Here is an 18272-nt window from a genome sequence, read left to right as displayed (position 1 = left end):
AACGTCACCGCATCAGGTTCTCGATCGGGAAGATGGCGCAGGTTTCCGTGCCATGTGCCAGCAGCTTGCCGTTCCCGTCCTTCAGCCAAGCCTCCGAGGTCGCCAATGTGCGGCCGCGGTGGACGATCCTGCCTTCGCAGAAGACCTCGCCCATGCCGGGCAGCAGCGGGCGGACTAGATTGATCTTGAACTCGACGGTCGTATAAGCCTCGCCCGGCTTCAGCGTCGTCATGACAGCACAGCCGAGGGCCGAGTCCATGATCGTTGCCGCCCAGCCGCCATGCACCGTGCCGAGCGGGTTCAAATGCTCGGCGGATGGCAGCCCCCGAAAACTCACCCTGCCCTCCTCCACCTCGCTCAGGCCGAATTTCAGCGTCGCGGCCATCGGCGGCGCAGGATGGACGCCGGCCAGGAGGTCCAGCATCGCCTTCAGCCCACCATCGCGCGCGACAGCATCCAGCGGCACGGTGCCGATACCGGAGACGGTCATTCCGGGGTAGAGTTCAACGGACATTTTTCCGGGATCCTTATGGGTGTGAAACTGCATCTTGCGGCTTCAGCGCCTTCAAGGCGGCCTGAACGAAGCCGTCGCGCGCCGTCGAGAGGGCAATGCCACGCGGTTCATAGACATGGCGATGAAGGAAAAAGGCCGTCATGCGGAAGGCCGCCAGCAGGCTGTCGTAGTCGGCGGCGCCACCCGCGACAAGAAAGGCAGGCAGCACCAGCATCTTGTCGGCATAGGGCGCGCCCGCCTCGCGGCTGACGGCGCGGCCGGATTTCGGCGAGACATAGACCAGATCGGAGCGCGTACCGGTTGCAGCACATTCGGCCAGATCGAGCCCGAAGCCGAGATCGTTGAGGACGGCGATCTCGAAGCGCACGAACAATTCGCCGGCGTCGCGCGGGTCGTGAAGATTTTCGAGAATGACGTCGAGAGCCTCATAGAGATGCGGATGCGGATCACGCTCCGGCAGCAGCCGTAGAAGCGCACCCATGGCCTGGACGCCGTAGACCGATGTCGCCGCCTCCATCAGCCGTGCCGCACGCAGTTGCACCGGCTCGACGCGGAATTCGCCGAGATGCTCATCCAGCCGCGCGCGCCAGGTAACCTCGACCTCGTTTCCAGGCTGTAGCACCGGCTGCATCGTCCGCGAGCGGCCGGAGCGGACAAGGCCGAGATGACGCCCGTGCGCCCGCGTCATAACCTCGGCAATGACGGAGGTTTCGCCATGCCGCTTGACGCCGATGATAATGGCCTGATCACTCCACTGCATGGCTCAGTTTTACCTTTGGCGACCGATGAAGACAACGGCCGAGGCCGGTGTGGCCGATCTCGATGTCTGCACCGCGGCAGTTGACCCACATCGTGGCAAACGCGCCACGTTATGCTCTCATTCCTGTACTATCGCATCGGGGAAGAATCGCGACCGCATTTGCATTTGGAAGCGTGAATACCGAAATATTTGCTGAGGTCGGTCTGTGACCTGGTTTGCCGAGACAATTTTAGCCCCGTGCATGGCGCAATAGTTGTCTTCTCTATTCGGCGTGGTGAGGTCAAGCACCTTCTGACTATCGGTACCTCTGGTGATTGATGTCTTCGCAGTATCGCGCTTCTCTCCGGGCTCGGCCTGTTTGGCCCGCCCATTATGGGACCGGAAGAATGGGGCGGAACAATCTGATCGGCGACCTGATCGCGATGAGCGACCGCACCAGACAACCACGCGAACTCACCCCATCCATCGTCCTGCGAAGGACATCTTTCCACCGGCGGCAACTGGCGGGACTGGTTCCGTGGTACCCGTGCCCACAATACGCTCAACATCGGCGGCGCCGACCAGAGCACGATGTCAGGCTCCTTCAACTGGTCGCACAAGGCGGTCACCACATTGGAAACCGCGACCGGCGGAGAAAACTGGTCCGTCGTTGCGAGCCACGACGGTTATCGGAAGCGGTTTGGTGCCGAGCATCGCCGCACGCTGTCTTCGACGCCGGAGGGCTTCGCGATCCGCGACAAGCTGACCGGCACTGTAGGCCTGGAGGCGGAGATCGTCCTCCAGCTCGCGCCCGAATGGCACGCGCAGATGAAGGACGGCACCGTCCCTGATTTCGCGCGACCGGGAAACGATTGCGACCCTGTCCTTCAAGGCGCCGGGGGACATCACCATCAAGGCGGGTGGCGACATTGGTGAAGGCGGCTGGCATTCCCCGGCTTTCGGCACAAAGGTGGAAGCGATGCGGATAAGCTGGCGCGGCCTCGTTCCGCCGGATGGCGTCACGCTATCGCTCGTGCAGGCACGATAAAGCGCAGCTCGGTTGCTGCCCCACAGACAGCAACCGAGCTGCGGCGGCTAATCCTCTACTTCCGTTTCATGGCCTCCGCCAGCGCAGCCCCGAAAGCGCCCTGCGACGGGGCTTGCGGTTTCGGTTGCGGAGCACGGGCCTGATTCTGGCGGCTCTGCTGGGCTGACTTTGCGTCGCCCCTCGCCTCGCGTGCGCCTGACTCGGCGGCACCGTCCCTGCGCATGGTAAGCCCGATGCGCTTGCGGGGGACATCGACCTCGGTGACGCGTACCTGAACGATATCCCCGGCCTTCACCACCTCGTGCGGATCCTTGACGAAGCGATCAGCGAGCTGGGAGACGTGCACGAGCCCGTCCTGGTGGACGCCGATATCGACGAAGGCGCCGAAGGCCGCGACATTGGTGACGGTGCCCTCGAGCAGCATGCCGGGTTTCAGGTCCTTGATGTCGTCGACACCGTCGGCGAAGGTGGCGGTCTTGAAGCTCGGGCGCGGGTCGCGGCCGGGCTTTTCGAGTTCTGCGAGAATGTCCTTGACCGTCGGCAGGCCGAAGCGCTCATCGACAAAAGTGCGCGGATCGAGACCCTTCAGGATGGCGCTGTCCCCCATGATCGCCCGGACATCGCGGCCACAGGCTGCAACGATCTTTTTCGCCACGCCATAGGCTTCCGGATGCACGGAGGATGCATCGAGCGGCTCCTTGCCGTTCGGGATCCGCAGGAAGCCGGCGCATTGCTCAAAGGTGCGGGCGCCAAGCCGCGGCACTTTCATCAATTCCTTGCGGCTTTCGAAGGGCCCGGTCGCGTCGCGATGGGTGACGATCGCCTCGGCGGACGATTTGCCGAGACCGGAGACGCGGGCAAGCAGCGGCGCCGACGCCGTGTTGAGATCAACGCCGACGGCGTTCACGGCGTCTTCGACGACGGCATCGAGCGAGCGGTTGAGACGACCCTGGTCGACATCGTGCTGGTATTGGCCGACGCCGATCGATTTCGGCTCGATCTTCACCAGTTCGGCTAGCGGATCCTGCAGGCGGCGGGCAATCGAGACGGCACCGCGCAGGGATACGTCGAGGCCGGGGAATTCATCCGCCGCGGCCTGCGAGGCGGAATAGACCGAAGCGCCGGCTTCCGAGACGATGACCTTGGTGGGCTTCGGTCCCGCCGGCAGTTGGCCCAGCATGTCGGCGACGAGACGTTCCGTCTCGCGGCTGCCCGTGCCGTTGCCGATGGCGATCAGTTCAATCTTATGTTTGCGCACGAGGCTTGCAAGTTCGGCCTGGGTGCCGCGAATGTCGTTCTTCGGTGGAAACGGATAGACCGTCGTCGTCTCGAGCAGCTTGCCCGTGCCATCGACGACCGCGACCTTGACGCCGGTGCGGATGCCCGGGTCGAGGCCCATCGTCGCGCGTGAGCCGGCGGGAGCGGCAAGAAGCAGGTCCTTCAGATTGCGCGCGAAGACATGGATCGCCTCCTCTTCCGCCCGTTCACGCATTTCGCGCATCAGATCGAGCGACAGCGACATCGACAGCTTGACGCGCCAGGTCCAGCCGATCACCTCCATCAGCCACTTGTCGCCCGGCAACGTGCCGCCGACGGTGTAGGCGGCGGCGATGGTGCGCTCGACTGGCTTGACCGGCGCGGTTTCGTCCTGATCGACGATGATATCGACGGAGAGGAATTCCTCGTTCCAGCCGCGCAACATGGCAAGTGCCCGGTGGCCGGCGACGGTTGCCCAGCGTTCGGAATGGTCGAAATAGTCGGAGAATTTGGCGCCAGCCTCCTGCCTGCCATCGACCACCTTGGCGCGCAGAAACGCGACCTGCCGCATATGGGCGCGCAGGCGCCCGAGCAGGTCGGCATTTTCGGTGATCCCCTCGGCAACGATGTCGCGGGCGCCATCAAGCGCGGTCTTGACGTCCAGCACCTCCGCCGTGATGAAGGCCGATGCGCGGTCTGCCGGCGCGACGGAGCGGTCGGCAAGAATGGCTTCTGCCAGCGGCCCCAATCCGCGCTCGCGGGCGATTTCCGCCTTGGTTCGCCGCTTCGGCTTGTAGGGCAGATAGATGTCTTCCAGCTCCGCCTTCGTCGTGACGGCGGCGATCTTGGCTTCCAGCTCCTCCGTCAGCTTGTCCTGACTGCGGATCGAGTCGAGGATCGAGACCCGGCGGGCTTCCAGTTCGCGCAGATAGACGAGACGTTCGGCCAGATCGCGCAACTGCGTATCGTCCAGACCGCCGGTCACTTCCTTGCGATAACGCGCGATGAAGGGAACGGTGGCGCCTTCGTCGAGCAACTCGATGGCTGCAATCACCTGCGCAGGCGTGGCCTTGATTTCCTGGGCGATGAGGACGGCAATGGGCTTTGAAGGCAGGGGCATGGCATTCCGTGTCTTGATGATGATGTGGCAGACACCATAGAGGCACATGCCATCAAGGCCAAGTGAAGGCGCTCCACCGGCTAATGAGCGTCCACAGAAGGATAATGCCCTCCGTTGCAACCAAGGTCAGCTTAGAACTCGACCCGCTCCAGCGGCGGACGCGTCTTTTCGAATTCGCGCAACGCCACCTCGCGCTCGCCGATGTAGCTGCGGGTATAGGGCACGGCATCCTGCTCGCGCGAAAGCTGGATCTGGAAGATCAGCAGCTTGTCGTAGATGAAGGCCGTTTCGGACGCTGCCAGATAGAACTCCCACATGCGGAAGAATCTCTCGTCATAGAGCCGGATCGCCTCCTCCTTGCGCGCCGTGAAGCGGTCGCGCCAGGCCCGGAGCGTGTGGGCATAATGCATCGGCAGGATCTCGATATCCTTGATCATCAGCCGCGCCTTCTCGATCGCCGGCAAGACTTCCGACAGGGCCGGCATATAGCCGCCGGGAAAGATGTATTTCTCGATCCAGGGATTGGTCGCCCAGGGCTTTTCCGCCTGGCCGATCGAATGCAGCAGCATCACCCCCTTCGGAGCAAGCAGGTCCGCCATCTTGCTGAAGAAATTGCCGTAATTGGCCATGCCGACATGCTCGAACATGCCGACGGAGACGATGCGGTCGAACTTTTGGTTCGCCATGGTCCGATAGTCCTGCAGTTCGAAACGGACGCGGCCCGCGAGCCCGCGCTTTGCCGCTCGCCCGCGGGAAACCTTCAATTGCTCTTCGCTGAGCGTGATGCCAGTGACTTCGACGCCCGACGATTCGGCAAGGTACATCGCCATGCCGCCCCAGCCGGAGCCCACATCCAGCACCCTTTGGCCGGGCTCCAGAAGCAGTTTTGCCGCGATGTGGCGCTTCTTCGCGGTCTGCGCCTCATCGAGGCTGATGCCGGGCGGATCGAAATAGGCGCAGGAGTATTGCCAGTCCTGATCGAGAAACAGATCGAACAGCTTGCCATCGAGATCGTAGTGATGGGCGACATTGTGCTTGTTGCGATTGACCGGCAGGCGGCTTTTGACCTGCTGTTCGGCGACATGCAGAAGGGCGGTGACCGTGTTGCTGACGGTCGCTGCCCGTTCGAGGCCATTGGCCTTCATCATCGAAATGACATCGAAAATGTTGCCCTCATCGATGACGACGCGCCCGTCGACATACATCTCCCCGAATTTCAGGCCCGGATCGCGCAGGATCGCCTTTTCGGCCTCTTCATCGATCATCCGGAGCGCGACAGGCTCACCGGAGCCATCACCAAGGACGGCCTGTTCTCCAGACGAAAGGGCAATGCGCAGATTGCCTTTTTGAACCAGCCGGCGAAGCAGTTTCAGAAATGTTGTGCTCATTCCAGACCTCGACCACAGCCCATCGGATCGTTCCGCTGGATATTCACGGGGTGCCGGTCTCGACGTGTCGCCGGAAAATCCGGGGACGGGAAAACCGGAGCTGGAACGCCATCGCCGGAAAACAAGCCGTGCTGGAAGCAATCGTGACACCGCCAGTCGGCATGCCGGGCAGATCGTCTGGGCGCTCCCGATCGGGAAACTTATCCATCAGAACGGGTACTAGACTAGCGCGGTTTCGCTTTTTCGCAATGGCTGCGGCAGGTCCCTCAAAGATTTATTTGCTTAGTAAATTAGCAAAATCAAAGGGTAACCACGCCATGCCCGTCGAGACGTGCCCTGTCGTGCGGCCGGTCGAGGTCCAGCGCGGGCCCGACGGGGACGATCCGTGTCGGGTTGATATGGGCGATGGAATAATAGCCGCGCTTTATCTGATCGATCCGCACGGTCTCGCGGATGCCTGGCCACTGGTAGATCTCCCGCAGATAGTTCGACAGGTTCGGATAATCCTCCAGCCGCCGCAGATTGCATTTGAAGGCGCCGTGATAGGCGCAGTCGAAGCGGATCAGCGTGACGAACAGGCGGATATCGGCCTCGGTGAAGTGGGCTCCAGCAATGTAGCGGCTCTGCGACAGATGCGCTTCGAGCGTATCGAGCATTTCAAAGAGGTCGGTCGCGGCCTCCTCATAGGCACCTTGCGTCTTGGCAAAACCAGCCCGGTAGACGCCGTTGTTGACCTTCTCATAGATCGGCGCGTTCCAGCGGTCGATTTCCGGGCGCAGCGTCTGCGGGTAGAAATCAAGCATGTTATCCGACAGCTGATTGAAGGCAGTGTTGAGGATACGAATGATATCGGCGGATTCGTTGTTGACGATGCGGCCTTCCTTCCGGTCCCAAAGCACCGGGACGGAGACCTTGCCGGTATAATGCGGGTCGGATGCCGTATAGAGTTCGTGCTGGTAACGGATCTTGGCGAGGCGCGGACCGGCGTCCTGCGGCTCGGCATAGGTCCAGCCGTTTTCGCCGAGTTCCGGTTCAGCGATGGATACGGAAATGATATCCTGCAGGCCTTTCAGATTGCGCATCATCAGCGTGCGGGATGCCCAGGGGCAGATGAAGGCGACAAATAGCTGATAGCGGCCGGCCTCAGTGGGAAGCGCCGCCTGGCCGTCCGGCCCCGGCGATCCATCGGAGGTGATCCAGTTGCGGAAGCTGGTGGGTTCACGATGAAAGGCGCCGTCCCTCATCTCACTCGCGGCGACGTCGCCTTTTTCCCATTTTCCATCGACCAGCTGCGGCATCGAGAGACGTCCTTTTGCAAGCCCGAAACTGCCGGGCGCTTCATTTGGTTCCGAAATCCCACGCGCACGCAGGAACCGCAAGCCGGCGTTTCAACGACAGAGTGTTCGATGACGGGAGTCACCCAGCCAGGCAGTTTCATGTTGACGGAGGATCCATATGTCGATAATTCTCGACATATGGACAATAACAATGCCGTCAATGCCTTTGCCGCTCTCGCCCAAGGTACCCGCCTGGATGCCTTTCGGCTGCTCGTCATCCACGAACCCGATGGCTTGCCAGCCGGGGAAATCGCCCGGCTGCTCGGCGTTCCCCATAACACCATGTCGACACATCTGGCAGCCCTGCAGCGGGTGGGCCTCATTACGGCTGAGCGACAAAGCCGGTCCATCGTCTACCGCGCCAGCCTCGACAGCCTGCGCGATGTCGTGACGTTCCTCCTGAAAGATTGCTGTGCCGGTCATCCCGATCTCTGCGCTCCGCTGATTGCAGATCTCGTTCCCTGCTGTACTCCAAAGGAAAAAGCCCATGCCTGACCGCATCTACAACGTGCTCTTCCTGTGCACCGGAAATTCCGCTCGCTCCATTCTCGCTGAATCCATCCTGAATGCCGAAGGAAAGGGCCGTTTCAAAGCCTATTCGGCGGGGAGCTATCCGAAGGGGACCGTTCATCCCCTGGCCTTACGGGAATTGAGCGCGCTGGGCTATCCGATAACCGGTTTCAGTTCCAAAAGCTGGGACGTCTTTGCCGTCGAAGACGCGCCGCAGATGGATTTCATCTTCACGGTTTGCGACAATGCCGCCGGCGAGGCCTGCCCTGTCTGGATCGGCCATCCGATGACGGCACACTGGGGCGTCGAGGACCCCGCGGCGGTGGAAGGCAACGAGTTCGAGAAGGAGCGCGCCTTCTCACAGGCCGCACGGTTCCTGAAAAACCGGATCATGGCATTTCTCGCCCTGCCGCACAGTTCGATCGACAAACTGGCGATGGAAACACATCTGCGCCAGATCGGCGCCATGGAAGGCGCGAGTATCAGCCCGGCGAAGGCCGGATGATGCCGGCATTCGATTTGCAGCGGCGAATTTTCGCAGAAGCGCTCGGAACCTGCCTGCTGGTCGCGACAGTGGTCGGTTCCGGCATCATGGCCGACACGCTGACGGACGATACGGCGCTGGCGCTTCTCGGCAACACGCTCGCGACGGGTGCTATTCTGGTGGTGCTGATCACCATCTTCGCACCGATTTCCGGCGCGCATTTCAATCCGGCCGTATCGTTGGTTTTCGCGCTGAAGCGCGAGTTGCCGCGGCGCGATCTGGCACTCTATATCGTGGCCCAATGCCTCGGGGGGATCGCCGGAACGATCGTTGCCCATCTGATGTTCGACCTTGCGCCCGTAGAAGCCTCGCTGAGGGTGCGCACAGGGCCTGCGCAGTGGTTTTCCGAAGGGGTAGCTGCTTTCGGCCTGGTGGCAACAATCCTTGCCGGCATCCGCTTCGAGCGGCAGGGCGTGCCATGGCTGGTCGGGCTCTACATCACCGCCGCCTACTGGTTCACCGCGTCCACCTCCTTCGCCAATCCCGCCGTGGCGCTGGCGCGGTCGCTGACCAATACCTTCTCCGGGATCCGTCCGCTCGATCTCCCAGGCTTCGTCATCGCCGAAATTCTGGGGGCAGTTCTTGCGCTTTCCCTGATGAGCTGGCTGCTGCGGCAGCCCTCCACCAACACCTGAGCACCCGCGCCGAGGCCATCATGACCGTCACCATCTATCACAACCCCGATTGCGGCACGTCCCGTAACACACTCGCAATGATCCGCAGTGCAGGGATCGAACCCACTGTGATCGAATACCTTCACAATCCGCCAAGCCGGGACGCGTTGAAAGCGATGGTCGCCGATGCCGGCCTCAGCGCCCGCGAGGCGATCCGCGAAAGGGGTACCCCCTTCGACGAACTCGGCCTTGCCGATCCGGCGCTGAGCGACGACCGGCTGCTTGATACGATGCTGGCGCATCCGATCCTGATCAACCGGCCCTTCGTCGTCACACCGATGGGCACGCGGCTCTGCCGGCCGTCGGAGGTGGTTCTCGATATCCTGCCGGAGACGCACAGGGGCCCCTTCGCCAAGGAAGACGGCGAACAGGTGCTCGACGCAAAAGGCAAGAGGATCAGGTCATAGACCAGCCGCTGGCCTACTTCGGAAACTCCAGCCCCATTTCGCGGAAGCGCTCCGGGTCGTCACCCCAGTTTTCGCGGACCTTGACGAACAGGAACAGGTGAACCGGCTGTTCGAGGATTTCGGAGAGCTCCTTGCGCGAGGCCATGGATATCGCCTTGATCGCCTCGCCGTTCTTGCCGAGCGCGATCTTCTTCTGGCTGTCACGCTCGACATAGATCACCTGCTCGATGCGCACCGAGCCGTCCTTGCGCTCTTCCCATTTCTCCGTCTCGACATGCGACGAATAGGGAAGTTCCTGATGCAGGCGCAGGAAGAGCTTTTCGCGGGTGATTTCCGCGGCGAGCTGACGCATCGGCAGATCGGAAATCTGGTCTTCGGGATAATACCAGGGGCCTTCCGGCAGTTTCATGGCGAGATAGTCGAGCACGTCGTCGCAACCGGAACCGTTGAGCGCCGAAATCATGAAAGTGCGCTCGAAGTCGACATATTCGTTGGCCGCGGTTGCGAGCTTCAAGAGATCCTCGCGCGAAACCTGGTCGATCTTGTTGAGGACCAGCATCTTCGGCTGTTCGACTTCCTTCAGCCCCTCGAGAATGGTCTCTGCGTCGCCTTTGAGGCCGCGCTCGCTGTCGATCAGCATCATGATGGCGTCGGCATCCTTGGCGCCGCCCCAGGCGGTCGTCACCATGGCGCGGTCGAGGCGGCGGCGCGGCTTGAAGATGCCGGGCGTATCCATGAAGACGATCTGGGCCTGTTTGTGGATCGCGATGCCACGGACGATGGCGCGGGTCGTCTGCACCTTGTGGCTGACGATCGACACCTTGGCGCCGACCAGCCGGTTGACCAGGGTGGACTTTCCGGCATTGGTGGCGCCGATCAGCGCCACGAAGCCGGAACGGGTGGCAACGCCTTCCGGCGCCGTTGTCTCTACAGTGTTTTCGCTCATATCGTCCGTAATTTCCGATTGTGCGCCGGGCGCCGCAACGGCGCGCAGGATCGCATGGTCTATCAAAAGATTGCCTGATCTTTCAGGAGGCTTTTTGCCTCCGGACAGATCAGGCCGTCGCTGCGGCCTTCCAGACGCCTTCCCGCTCCAGGACCTTCGTGGCGGCCACTTGTTCGGCGGCTCGCTTCGAGCGGTCGATGCCGGTTGCCGGTGCAATGCCGGGAATCTCCACCGTCACCGTGAAGCGCGGATCGTGATCCGGACCGGACCGGTCGTCGATGCGGTAGCTCGGCGTCACGCCGAATTTGGCGTGTGCCCATTCCTGCAGTTCAGTCTTGGCATCGCGACGCGCACCATCGACCCGGCTTGCCCGCGCCGACCAGTGGCGCTGGATGAAACCGCGCGCTGCCTCCAGCCCGCCATCGAGATAGATCGCGGCGATCAGCGACTCTACCACATCGGCCCGCACATTCAGCATGTGTTTTCCGGTGAGTTTCTTGACGTCGGCGCCGGTGCGGATGAAGAGGTGCAGCGACAGCGCGTCAGCGACGAGCGCGCAGCTTTCGGCGCTGACCAACTGGTTCAGGCGAACGGAAAGCTCGCCTTCGTCTGCTTCCTTGAAGGTCTGGAACAGAAGCTCGGCGACGCAGAGCCCGAGCACACGGTCACCGAGGAACTCCAGGCGCTCGTAGTTCGAGCCCTTGGCATTGCGGGCGCTGGCATGGGTCAGCGCCCGGTCGAGCCGTTCCTTCTGAACGAAGCTGTAGCCGATCGCAGCTTCAAGGCGCTCCCGGTCCTCCGTGCTCAGCGAACGGCCCTTACTCATTCGACACTCTTGAAAAGACGGTCGTATCGCAGGTTCGTCGGCCATTTCCACACTTCGCGGAACGACGTGTCATTGCCGAGCGAGAAGAAGATCATGCTGGCACGGCCGATGAGGTTCTGCGCGGGCACGAAACCGACATCGAAACGACTGTCGGCCGAGTTGTCGCGGTTGTCGCCCATCATGAAATAATGGCCTTCCGGAACGATGAACTCACGTGTGTTGTCGCCGCGCGAATCCGGAAACTGATCGAGCGTATCGAACGTGACGCCGTTGTCCAGCGTCTCGCGATAGACTGGAACTTCAGCGCCCGTGTCATATTGGTCGTCAGCGCGGAAGGCGCCATCCGGCACGCGCGGAACGGGCTTGTCGTTGACGTAGAGAATGCTGTCGCGAACCTGGATCCTGTCGCCCGGAAGACCGATCAGGCGCTTGATGTAATCGATGTCCGGGTTCGGCGGGAAACGAAACACCACGACATCGCCGCGCTTCGGCTCACTGGCGAAAATACGGCCGCTGAACAGATCTGGCGAAAACGGCAGGGAATATTTGGAGTAGCCATAGGCGAACTTGTTGACGAAGATGTAGTCGCCGACCAGCAGCGTCGGCATCATCGAACCGGAGGGGATCGTAAAGGGCTGGAAGAAGACGGTGCGGATCACCACTGCCAAGAGAAGCGCCTGGATAATGACCTTGACGTTTTCCCAAAGGCCACTCTGCTTCTTTTCTATTTTTTCTGCCACGCCGTCGTTCCTTGATCCATGAGCGCTCGACCGGTTGTCGCGTCGAGCGAAGATATTGCCTGCGGTTTGTATCCTGCCGGACATCTGAATGACGGCCTGATGCACATCGTGCCCGGCGCCGCTTTTTCAAATGAACCACACCCGTTTTCCGGTCCGCTTCATTCGGACATGCTCTAAACGCTTCCTTAATCCGGGGCAACGGGCAGAGCTTCGATTATCACGAAGGCCTGCGCCAGCGGAAAGTCGTCGGTGATGGTGAGATGAATGACACCGCGGTGACCGGCCGGCAGCATTGCTGCAAGTCTTTCGGCAGCACCGCCGGTCAGCTGCATCGTCGGCTTGCCGCCCGGCAGGTTGACGACGCCCATGTCCTTCCAGAACACGCCTTGCGCCATGCCTGTCCCGAGTGCCTTCGAACAGGCTTCCTTCGCCGCAAACCGCTTGGCATAGGATTCGGCGCGGTTTTTCCGGCCTTCGGATTTCCGGATCTCTATTTCGGTGAAGCAGCGCTGGCTAAACCGCTCGCCGAAGCGTTCAAGCGAGTTTTCAATACGCCTGATGTCGATCAAGTCACTGCCGATGCCGATAATCATCGAAACGAAATACCTTATGAGCGTTGAGGCCGCGTCGCTGGACAAGAGCAAACGGACAGCCGTCTGCCAAGTTAAAAATTCGTGAGATCAAGGACCATTCGCCGATCCCGCCGTGCGGGCCTGCACGTTGCCGCAGCGCCGAACCTTGCGGCGGGACTGGAACAGCTTGGCGGCATAAAAGGCCGCGACATAGAAAAGAGCGGCACTTGCGGCCGCAAGCGGCACCGAGCCGATCAGCATCGGCTTGAGCAAAGGCTCCCATAACTGCGCCAGTTCAAGATGGCTCAGCATATGGAGGATGTTTTCCCCCGTCAGAGCACCGCTGCCGCCTGTACCAAGGATCACCACGCCAACCTCGTAGGTCGCGACGAGAATGAACGGTATGGTCAGCGGATTGGCAAGCGCGGTTGTTATGCCGGCAGCGATCAGATTGCCCGACAGCAGGTAGGCAACAGCAAGGGCGATGATGATGTGAAAGCCGACAAACGGCGTTGCGGAAGACGCTGCCCCGGCGGCAACGCCGACGGCGATGGAATGCGGAGAGGACGATAGCCGCAGGACGCGCATCGACAAATACCGCACGCCGCGGGAAAAGCCCTTTCGCGGCCACAGAAACTCACGGAGCCTTCCCGACAAGGTTGCGGGCTTCTTGCGTCTGAACAACATGCTGTCCTGATAGACGATGCGGATATGGCTGTTCAATGGCAGGTACCGGAAAATCAGCATTCCGGCATGGCCAAGCGCAAATATGCCGCAGATCGGGCCATCATGCCCGGCACTTCAGGGCGCCTGCGCATCATGCACAGCGAACCAGTCAGGCATGCGCAATTTGCATATGTCCCGGCAGCCTGCCGAAACAGGCAGCCGGACGGCAGCGTGACTTAGAAGGAGTTGCGGAACAGGCCGCGGTCAACCTGACGCTGACGGTATTCCAGATCGATCCGGTCGAGCGAACCATTGAGATAGTTCATTTCCCGCTCTTCAGCAGACGGTACGCGCAGGGCGCGGGTGATTTTCTTCAGTTGCTTAAACATGGTAAACCTCTTTCGTTTACCTCCCGACGCTGAAGATAGTTGAGGCCGCGCTTATTCACCAGAGCTACAAAGAGGCGGCAGCCATGCGTTTCACGCATGACATGCATCACTTTACCCCTTAAAGTGCACATTTTCGGAGCAACTGCCGTCCGACTATGCGGAAATGCCGCCAATCATGGCCGAATGTAGACGTAGCCCTCGGTCTGAAGCTTCGCGATGCGGACAACGCCGCCCTCGTCGGCGCGGACAAAACCGGGCAGCAAATCGGCGATCTCCAGCTTTTGCGCCGCCATCGCATTGCCGCACGCGGCCATGCGAACACCTTCCGCGCTCATCCGGGCCACCTGCTTGGCCATTTTGGGGTTGGCTTTCAGCGTGTGGAAAAGGGTCAATGCGGGGCCATGCACGACAAGCACGATATCCACGGCCTGCGGCCCGCCCATGCCCTCTATATGGTTGCGGATATTCCCAAGAACAAACATCACCTTCTCGGTATCGGCAAGGTGATAGACGACCCTTTGCCTGCCGACATCGGGCAACGCCGTCGCGGCAGACGCGGCGCGTCCTGCAAAGAGCGCGGCGAGCGGCGCGATCAGGGCACGCGTGAAGACAGTCCGGCGTTTGATCGACATGACACCACCTCAATGCGCCGCCAGCAGAGCGGCCTTGGTTTCCTCGTCGGAAGCAAGCGGCAGGCAGCTCGAAAGTGCCGTGCGGTCGAGACGGAAAATCTTGTCGTCCGATCCGAACTTGGCGCCTTCGGGCAAGTCGCTCAATTCCTCCTCGCCCTCTTCGTCGCTGACCCGCGCGCCGTCGGGAATATCGAGGAGGATGGAATTCTTGTCCTTGATGCGGACGGCGATGGTGCCGCCGTCGCATTCAATGCCGCAGTGCAGGGCCTGTTTTCCATCCGTGCCGGCGGAACATCCGCCATAGACGCTGTAGGGTCTTTTCAACTGGCGGAAATTGACCGACATGCCCAGGATATACTGACGGCCGGCGCCACCCTCGTCCTCGTAGCTATCGACGAAAACCATCATGTCGCGGACGTTCTGATCGGGATGACTGGCGAGATGCGCCTTGGTGTATGTCCGGGCATAGCAGGCATAGGCCTTTTCCTTGCCGACATCCCGTCCGAACAATTGAAGATTGGTATCTGCCGCGACCGAAAAATCCGCAGGCAGTCCCAGGACAAGTCCGAAAGCCAGTGCTCGCAGCAGTGCACGCATCGCATCCTCCGTCCGAGAAGAATGGCATGTTCCCACGAAGAACCGCGTGGAACAACCGGTCTTTCAGAAGGACGCAGGAAAGGCTTTCCCTATTCGGTGATGCCGCAAACGCGGCATCACTCGAAGACGCGCTTGACCGTGGAAACGCTGGGCAATTCGCGGATCTGGGTAATCAGGTGATTGAGCTGGCGAAGATCCCAGACTTCCAGATCGAGCTGGAACTCGCTGAAATCGGCGGCCACCCGGCCCATCGAGAGCGTGCGGATGTTGATGTCGCTGGTCGCGATCGACTGGGCAATTTCGGCAAGCGTACCGGGCTCGTTCAGCGCATTGATCTGTATGCGGGCCATGAAGCGGGTGTTGTTCGCTTCGTCGAGGTCCCAGCGCACATCGATCCACCGCTCGGACTCATCGTCGAACTTCTGCAGGCTGGGGGACTGAATCGGATAGATCGTTATGCCCCTGTCCTTTTCCATGATGCCGACGATGCGGTCCCCTGGCACGGCGCCCGAGGCGCTGAAATGAACTTCGGCATTGCCCGACAGCCCGCGAATGGGCAGCGCTTCCGGCCCCTCCCCCTCAAGCATGTCGAACATGTCCTTCGGCCGGTTTGGCAGCTTGAACACCATGCCGGCGGCGCTGCGCATATTGAACCAGCCTTCGTCCTGTGGCTTCACCGTGACGCGCTCGTCCTGATGATCGGGGAAGACGGCGCGCAGCACGTCAAGCGAGGAAAGCTCGCCGCGACCAACGGCTGCGATCGCATCCTCGATATCCTTGTGGCCGAGACGATGCAGGACCGGCTTCATCGCCTCGCGGGTAAACGACTTGCCCGCCCGTTCGAACGTGCGCTCGAGAATGCGGTAGCCAAGCCCGGAATATTGCTTGCGCACGGCAGCGCGGGTGGCGCGGCGGATGGCGGCGCGCGCCTTGCCGGTGACGACGATTTCTTCCCAGGCCGGCGGCGGCACCTGAATGCCGGAGCGGACGATCTCCACTTCGTCGCCGTTGTTCAGTCGCGTGACCAACGGCATGATGCGGCCATTGATCTTTGCCCCGACGCAGGTGTCGCCGATATTGGTATGGACGGCATAGGCGAAATCGATCGGCGTCGCACCACGCGGCAAGGCGATCAACTGACCTTTCGGGGTGAAACAGAAGACCTGGTCCTGGAACAGTTCGAGCTTGGTATGCTCAAGGAACTCTTCCGGATTGTCCCCTTCCGCCAGAGACTCGATCGTCCGGCGCAGCCAGGAATACGCATTGGACTTCGGCGACATCCTGACGTCGCCGGCCGGCTCGACACTGTCTTTGTAGAGCGTGTGCGCAGCAATCCCGTATTCGGCGATCTCATGCATGTGCCGCGTCCGGATCTGCAGTTCGATGCGCTGGCGGGAGGGTCCGACGATCGTGGTGTGAATCGACTGATAGTCGTTCTGCTTCGGCGTCGAGATGTAGTCTTTGAACCGGCCGGGCACGACGCGCCAGCGGGTATGAACGATGCCGAGCGCGCGGTAACAATCCGGGATATCCGCAACGATAACGCGGAAGCCCCAGACGTCGGACAGTTGCTCGAAGGAGAGCGACTTCGACTGCATCTTCTTGAAGACCGAATAGGGTTTCTTCTGCCGGCCCTTGACGACGGCGCCCACCAGTCCCCTTGCCAGAATGAGTTCGCCTAGTTCGTCCTCGATCTTCTTGATCAGCCCTTCGTTGCGCGTCGACAATTCGTTCAGGCGGCGGGTGACCGTCTCGAAGGCTTCGGGATTGATATGGCGGAACGAGAGGTTCTCGAGTTCCTCGCGCATGTCCTGCATACCCATGCGGCCGGCAAGCGGCGCATAGATATCCATCGTCTCCTCGGAAATCCGCGCGCGCTTTTCCGCCGACATATGATCGAGCGTGCGCATATTGTGCAGTCGGTCGGCAAGCTTGACGAGAAGCACGCGTACATCGTCGGAAATCGCCAGAAGCAGCTTGCGCAGGTTTTCCGCCTGCTTGGCCTTCTTGGTCACCAGATCGAGCTTCTTGATCTTGGTCAGCCCCTCGACAAGAGCGCCGATGTCCTCGCCGAACAGATCGTCGATCTCGGCACGTGTCGCCGTCGTATCCTCGATCGTATCGTGCAGAAGTGCTACCGCGATGGTCGATTCATCGAGATGCATCTCGGTGAGGATCGCAGCGACTTCGAGGGGATGGGAAATATAGGGGTCGCCGCTCGCCCGCTTCTGCTGGCCATGTTTCTGCATGGCGTAAACATAGGCCTTGTTCAGCAGCGCCTCGTTTACATCGGGCTTGTATTTTTGAACGCGCTCAACGAGCTCGTATTGGCGCATCATCCGCTAGCGGCTCCAGGAGATATCCGGAAAAGAAAAAGTGCGCCAATCATAGGAGTGGCGCACTGCTTTGCAAATACCGGCTTTACGCGATTTCTGAACGAAAACGCGGCATTGCGTCAGAGCGTCGCGTCCGGCGACAAGCCGGACGAGCAACGGCTTAGTAGTCGTCGCTTTTTTCCGGCGGAACCAGACCTTCGATGCCGGCCAGCAGCTCTTCTTCCGACATGCGATCGAAGGTGATCGGCTCCGGCTGATCATCATCTTCAGCCGTTTCAGCGAAGGCCGCAGCGGCATCGCCGCTGATCATCGACGACGGATCGGGTTCGGGTTCGTCCACTTCGACATGCTTCTGCAGCGAGTGGATCAGGTCTTCCTTCAGATCGCCGGGAGACAACGTTTCATCTGCAATCTCGCGCAGAGCAACCACCGGGTTCTTGTCGTTGTCGCGGTCGATGGTGATCGCAGCACCCTGCGAGATCAGGCGGGCGCGGTGGCTTGCCAGAAGGACGAGTTCGAAACGGTTATCGACTTTGTCGATGCAATCTTCAACAGTGACGCGGGCCATTGCCTGTCCTTTGGGTCTCGAGAGCGCAGCTTCAATCGCGGATACCCTGAAATGATCCGTCGCTTGCGCTGATTAACAACATCGGAGCCCGGCCAGCCGTCGGCCTGACGGTATGCGTGGCTCCGATTTCAGGAATTAACCTGCCCGATACAATCAAAAGCGGACAAATTCAAGTTTTTCCTGCATCGCAGAAAAAGATATCCGCGCAATCAGCAGCCGCCAGATGCCCATGCCAAGCGACTCCGAGCAATCACGGTCCATCGATAGGCTTTGACATCCTCATAAATGATGATTGAATGCCTCTAAAGCTTATTGTCATTCTGGGAGGGAGGATACCGGCTTAAACAGGATGCTCGACACGATGTCGGCAAAAAGAATCCCAAATAAAGCCACAAAATTCTCATTTTTAGCAAAAAAGTGCGAAAAATAGCTATTCCAACCGGAATTTTTTTAGATTAAAGC

General features: G+C 60.6%; 20 protein-coding genes. 5 read left to right on the top strand and 15 right to left on the bottom strand.

Going from position 1 to position 18272, the window contains the following annotated elements:
* Window positions 1-4: 4 nt before the first annotated feature.
* Both WI754_RS12125 and recO read right to left on the bottom strand, forming a co-directional pair.
* Window positions 5-514: a PaaI family thioesterase gene (locus tag WI754_RS12125; protein WP_349433654.1), complete on the bottom strand. Its 510-nt coding sequence runs from the start codon at window positions 512-514 to the stop codon at window positions 5-7.
* Between the two features lie 13 nt (window positions 515-527).
* Window positions 528-1274, bottom strand: a complete 747-nt coding sequence (recO, locus tag WI754_RS12120) for a DNA repair protein RecO (protein WP_349433653.1) — start codon at window positions 1272-1274, stop codon at window positions 528-530.
* 546 nt (window positions 1275-1820) lie between these two features.
* Here recO and WI754_RS12115 point away from each other — a divergent pair.
* Window positions 1821-2189: a heparinase II/III family protein gene (locus tag WI754_RS12115; RefSeq protein ID WP_349437799.1), complete on the top strand. Its 369-nt coding sequence runs from the start codon at window positions 1821-1823 to the stop codon at window positions 2187-2189.
* A 167-nt stretch (window positions 2190-2356) separates the two neighbouring features.
* Here WI754_RS12115 and WI754_RS12110 read toward each other — a convergent pair whose 3' ends face one another.
* From WI754_RS12110 to WI754_RS12100, 3 genes are all read right to left on the bottom strand, one after another.
* Window positions 2357-4678, bottom strand: coding sequence for a Tex family protein (locus WI754_RS12110; protein WP_349433652.1), 2322 nt, complete (start codon window positions 4676-4678; stop codon window positions 2357-2359).
* Window positions 4679-4809: 131 nt separating this feature from the next.
* A complete protein-coding gene (locus tag WI754_RS12105) occupies window positions 4810-6066 on the bottom strand; it encodes a cyclopropane-fatty-acyl-phospholipid synthase family protein (protein ID WP_349433650.1) in 1257 nt (418 codons plus the stop codon).
* A gap of 299 nt (window positions 6067-6365) precedes the next feature.
* A complete protein-coding gene (locus WI754_RS12100; RefSeq protein WP_349433649.1) occupies window positions 6366-7364 on the bottom strand; it encodes a glutathione S-transferase family protein in 999 nt (332 codons plus the stop codon).
* Window positions 7365-7541: 177 nt separating this feature from the next.
* Here WI754_RS12100 and WI754_RS12095 point away from each other — a divergent pair, with 177 nt between their 5' ends.
* Genes WI754_RS12095 through arsC form a run of 4 tightly spaced genes read left to right on the top strand, consistent with a single transcriptional unit; the run spans window position 7542 to window position 9538 of the window.
* A complete protein-coding gene (locus WI754_RS12095; RefSeq protein WP_349433647.1) occupies window positions 7542-7898 on the top strand; it encodes a helix-turn-helix transcriptional regulator in 357 nt (118 codons plus the stop codon).
* Window positions 7891-8418, top strand: coding sequence for an arsenate reductase ArsC (locus WI754_RS12090; protein WP_349433646.1), 528 nt, complete (start codon window positions 7891-7893; stop codon window positions 8416-8418). Before WI754_RS12095 ends, WI754_RS12090 begins: the two co-directional genes overlap by 8 nt.
* Window positions 8418-9092: an MIP/aquaporin family protein gene (locus WI754_RS12085; RefSeq protein ID WP_349433645.1), complete on the top strand. Its 675-nt coding sequence runs from the start codon at window positions 8418-8420 to the stop codon at window positions 9090-9092. The genes WI754_RS12090 and WI754_RS12085 overlap by 1 nt, the downstream gene beginning before the upstream one ends.
* A gap of 20 nt (window positions 9093-9112) precedes the next feature.
* A complete protein-coding gene (gene arsC / locus WI754_RS12080) occupies window positions 9113-9538 on the top strand; it encodes an arsenate reductase (glutaredoxin) (protein ID WP_349433644.1) in 426 nt (141 codons plus the stop codon).
* A gap of 13 nt (window positions 9539-9551) precedes the next feature.
* On the opposite strand, the gene era is transcribed toward arsC, so the two are convergent.
* The 10 genes from era to rpoZ all read right to left on the bottom strand — a co-directional run bounded on the left by era (window position 9552) and on the right by rpoZ (window position 17810).
* On the bottom strand, window positions 9552-10484 hold the full coding sequence (era, locus tag WI754_RS12075; RefSeq protein ID WP_349433643.1) for a GTPase Era: 933 nt from the start codon (window positions 10482-10484) through the stop codon (window positions 9552-9554).
* A 109-nt stretch (window positions 10485-10593) separates the two neighbouring features.
* Window positions 10594-11310 carry a ribonuclease III gene (gene rnc, locus WI754_RS12070; protein ID WP_349433642.1) on the bottom strand — a complete coding sequence of 239 codons (717 nt, stop codon included), beginning with the start codon at window positions 11308-11310 and terminating at the stop codon, window positions 10594-10596.
* Window positions 11307-12050 (bottom strand): signal peptidase I, encoded by a 744-nt coding sequence (gene lepB / locus WI754_RS12065; protein WP_349433641.1) that lies wholly within the window; start codon window positions 12048-12050, stop codon window positions 11307-11309. The genes rnc and lepB overlap by 4 nt, the downstream gene beginning before the upstream one ends.
* A gap of 185 nt (window positions 12051-12235) precedes the next feature.
* Window positions 12236-12643, bottom strand: a complete 408-nt coding sequence (gene acpS / locus WI754_RS12060; protein WP_349433640.1) for a holo-ACP synthase — start codon at window positions 12641-12643, stop codon at window positions 12236-12238.
* 87 nt (window positions 12644-12730) lie between these two features.
* A complete protein-coding gene (locus tag WI754_RS12055) occupies window positions 12731-13369 on the bottom strand; it encodes a DUF2062 domain-containing protein (protein ID WP_349433639.1) in 639 nt (212 codons plus the stop codon).
* A 155-nt stretch (window positions 13370-13524) separates the two neighbouring features.
* The gene (locus WI754_RS12050; RefSeq protein ID WP_081920925.1) at window positions 13525-13677 is read right to left on the bottom strand and encodes a DUF3563 family protein; all 153 of its coding nucleotides are present in this window, start codon (window positions 13675-13677) and stop codon (window positions 13525-13527) included.
* A 173-nt stretch (window positions 13678-13850) separates the two neighbouring features.
* Window positions 13851-14309, bottom strand: a complete 459-nt coding sequence (locus WI754_RS12045; protein WP_349433638.1) for a DsrE family protein — start codon at window positions 14307-14309, stop codon at window positions 13851-13853.
* Between the two features lie 9 nt (window positions 14310-14318).
* Entirely contained in the window at window positions 14319-14906 is a 588-nt protein-coding gene (locus tag WI754_RS12040; protein WP_349433637.1) for a hypothetical protein, read from the bottom strand.
* A gap of 116 nt (window positions 14907-15022) precedes the next feature.
* The gene (locus WI754_RS12035; RefSeq protein ID WP_349433636.1) at window positions 15023-17245 is read right to left on the bottom strand and encodes a bifunctional (p)ppGpp synthetase/guanosine-3',5'-bis(diphosphate) 3'-pyrophosphohydrolase; all 2223 of its coding nucleotides are present in this window, start codon (window positions 17243-17245) and stop codon (window positions 15023-15025) included.
* Window positions 17246-17402: 157 nt separating this feature from the next.
* On the bottom strand, window positions 17403-17810 hold the full coding sequence (rpoZ, locus tag WI754_RS12030; RefSeq protein ID WP_113006685.1) for a DNA-directed RNA polymerase subunit omega: 408 nt from the start codon (window positions 17808-17810) through the stop codon (window positions 17403-17405).
* Window positions 17811-18272 lie beyond the last annotated feature (462 nt).

Origin of the sequence: Pararhizobium sp. A13 (genome assembly GCF_040126305.1) — a bacterium.
Classification (GTDB): Bacteria; Pseudomonadota; Alphaproteobacteria; order Rhizobiales; family Rhizobiaceae; genus Pararhizobium.
This window is presented reverse-complemented; position numbering and strand designations above follow the sequence as displayed.

Bases quoted from the DNA above. Each gene is read 5' to 3' on its own strand.
- WI754_RS12125 (WP_349433654.1), bottom strand. From the start codon at position 514: ATGTCCGTTGAACTCTACCCCGGAATGACCGTCTCCGGTATCGGCACC.
- recO (WP_349433653.1), bottom strand. From the start codon at position 1,274: ATGCAGTGGAGTGATCAGGCCATTATCATCGGCGTCAAGCGGCATGGC.
- WI754_RS12110 (WP_349433652.1), bottom strand. From the start codon at position 4,678: ATGCCCCTGCCTTCAAAGCCCATTGCCGTCCTCATCGCCCAGGAAATC.
- WI754_RS12105 (WP_349433650.1), bottom strand. From the start codon at position 6,066: ATGAGCACAACATTTCTGAAACTGCTTCGCCGGCTGGTTCAAAAAGGC.
- WI754_RS12100 (WP_349433649.1), bottom strand. From the start codon at position 7,364: ATGCCGCAGCTGGTCGATGGAAAATGGGAAAAAGGCGACGTCGCCGCG.
- WI754_RS12095 (WP_349433647.1), top strand. From the start codon at position 7,542: ATGGACAATAACAATGCCGTCAATGCCTTTGCCGCTCTCGCCCAAGGT.
- WI754_RS12090 (WP_349433646.1), top strand. From the start codon at position 7,891: ATGCCTGACCGCATCTACAACGTGCTCTTCCTGTGCACCGGAAATTCC.
- WI754_RS12085 (WP_349433645.1), top strand. From the start codon at position 8,418: ATGCCGGCATTCGATTTGCAGCGGCGAATTTTCGCAGAAGCGCTCGGA.
- arsC (WP_349433644.1), top strand. From the start codon at position 9,113: ATGACCGTCACCATCTATCACAACCCCGATTGCGGCACGTCCCGTAAC.
- era (WP_349433643.1), bottom strand. From the start codon at position 10,484: ATGAGCGAAAACACTGTAGAGACAACGGCGCCGGAAGGCGTTGCCACC.
- rnc (WP_349433642.1), bottom strand. From the start codon at position 11,310: ATGAGTAAGGGCCGTTCGCTGAGCACGGAGGACCGGGAGCGCCTTGAA.
- acpS (WP_349433640.1), bottom strand. From the start codon at position 12,643: ATGATTATCGGCATCGGCAGTGACTTGATCGACATCAGGCGTATTGAA.
- WI754_RS12055 (WP_349433639.1), bottom strand. From the start codon at position 13,369: ATGCTGATTTTCCGGTACCTGCCATTGAACAGCCATATCCGCATCGTC.
- WI754_RS12050 (WP_081920925.1), bottom strand. From the start codon at position 13,677: ATGTTTAAGCAACTGAAGAAAATCACCCGCGCCCTGCGCGTACCGTCT.
- WI754_RS12045 (WP_349433638.1), bottom strand. From the start codon at position 14,309: ATGTCGATCAAACGCCGGACTGTCTTCACGCGTGCCCTGATCGCGCCG.
- WI754_RS12040 (WP_349433637.1), bottom strand. From the start codon at position 14,906: ATGCGTGCACTGCTGCGAGCACTGGCTTTCGGACTTGTCCTGGGACTG.
- WI754_RS12035 (WP_349433636.1), bottom strand. From the start codon at position 17,245: ATGATGCGCCAATACGAGCTCGTTGAGCGCGTTCAAAAATACAAGCCC.
- rpoZ (WP_113006685.1), bottom strand. From the start codon at position 17,810: ATGGCCCGCGTCACTGTTGAAGATTGCATCGACAAAGTCGATAACCGT.